Source organism: Streptomyces sp. SID5910 (assembly GCF_009862125.1).
In the GTDB taxonomy this organism is placed as follows: domain Bacteria; phylum Actinomycetota; class Actinomycetes; order Streptomycetales; family Streptomycetaceae; genus Streptomyces.
In genome coordinates this window covers 1-1,647 of record NZ_WWHX01000916.1, presented here as the reverse complement: position 1 = coordinate 1,647, position 1,647 = coordinate 1, and the positions used below count along the sequence as shown (strand labels likewise).

The window sequence follows — 1,647 nt, the reverse complement described above, 5'->3', positions numbered from 1 at the left end:
AGGGGCGCGGGGAACTGCGCGACCAGCCCCCGACACCCCGCACCCGACACACAACCCCCGACACCCCGCCCCTCACACCGAAGGCAACGCCTCCGCCACCTTTGGCCAATACCTCACCACCGCCTCCTCCACCCGCGGCAGCGCCCGCTGCCCCGCCAGCGCCAGCGCGATCGCCGCGGCCACCCCCGCCCACGCGACCGGCCCCAGCGGCGTACAGCCGAACAGCTGACTCGCCCCCGGCGTCTGCACCAGCAGCACCAGCGCCGCCGCAGAACCGACGGACGTCACCTGCACCAGCCGGCTCCCCCGCCGGTCCGCGAGCGTCTGCGCCAGCTGCGTACCCACCACCGCGCACAGCGCCATCGTCGTCGAACGCCGCGCCGTGCCCGGCGTGAAGCGGCCGAACAGCCACGCCGCCGTCGCCCCCAGTGCCGTCGTCAGCGCCCGGTGCCGGATCTGCCGGATCAGCGGCGCACCCAGCACCGCCGTACCGAGCGGCGCGCCCGCGTCGTCCTTCTCCTGCTCCGCGTCCCCCGTCTCCGTCACCGCCACGGCCATCGCCGGGAACAGGTCGGTGAACAGGTTGACCAGCAGCATCTGGCGGGTGGACAGCGGGGCGGCGCCCCCCAGCACCGTGCCGAGGATGCCGAAGCCGACCTCGCCCGCGTTGCCGCCGATCAGGATGGCGATGGCGTCGGCGACGCTGTGCCACAGCGCCCGGCCCTCCCGCACCGCCTCCACCAGCACCAGCAGGTCGTCGCCCGTGACGACCAGGTCCGCGGCGTTGCGCGCGGCGGCCGAGCCGCGGGCGCTGATGCCGACGCCGATGTCGGCGGCACGGATCGCCGCGGCGTCGTTCGCGCCGTCGCCGACCATGCCGACGACCCGCCCGGCGTCCCGCAGCGACTCCACGACCTGGAGCTTCTGCTCCGGCGCCACCCGGGCCACCACGTCCGCGTCGCGCAGCATCCGGGAGCGCGCCCTGCGGTCGGCCGCGGCCAGCTCGTCCCCGGTGACCACGACCGCGTCCTCGGGCCAGCCCAGGTCGACGGCGATGGCGCGGGCGGTCCCCGGATGGTCGCCGGTCAGGACCACGGGCCGTACGCCCGCCTCGCGCAGCCCGCGCACCAGCGCCGGGGACGTCTCGCGCGCCACGTCGGCCAGCGCGAGGAGCCCGGTGAACTCCAGCCCGGACAGCGGCTGTTCGAGTACGTCGGCCGCCCGCTCCCCCTTCCCGAGCGGCCTGCTCGCCACCGCGATGATGCGCAGCCCGGCACGGGCCAGGTCGTGCGCCGCCTCGGAGGCGTGCGACGGCGGGCCGGCGCAGGCGGGCAGCACGGTCTCGGGGGCGCCCTTGACCACCAGCACCGGCGTGCCGTCCCCGTCCCGGCCGACGGCGGCGGCGTAGCCGCGGGAGGTCTCGAAGGGCAGGCCCTCGTCCTGCGTCCACTCGGGGTCGGGCCCGGCGGCGTCGAGGACGGCCTCGTCGGTGGCGTGGGTGGGGCGGGCGCCGTCGCCGTTCAGCCGGGGGCAGGCGCGGGCGGCGACCCGTACGGTGCCGGCGGCGTCCGGGTCGCCCGCCTTGCGGACGGTGCCGTCGGTGCCCGCGACCCGGGTGAGGCGCAGCTTGTTCTCGGTGAGCGTGCA

At 77.0% G+C, this 1,647-nt stretch carries 1 protein-coding gene; it reads right to left on the bottom strand.

Going from position 1 to position 1,647, the window contains the following annotated elements; all coding sequences use genetic code 11:
* Positions 1-72: 72 nt before the first annotated feature.
* Positions 73-1,647 (bottom strand): cation-translocating P-type ATPase (locus GTW67_RS32740; RefSeq protein WP_161168382.1); only part of this gene is annotated, 1,575 nt, incomplete at its 5' end.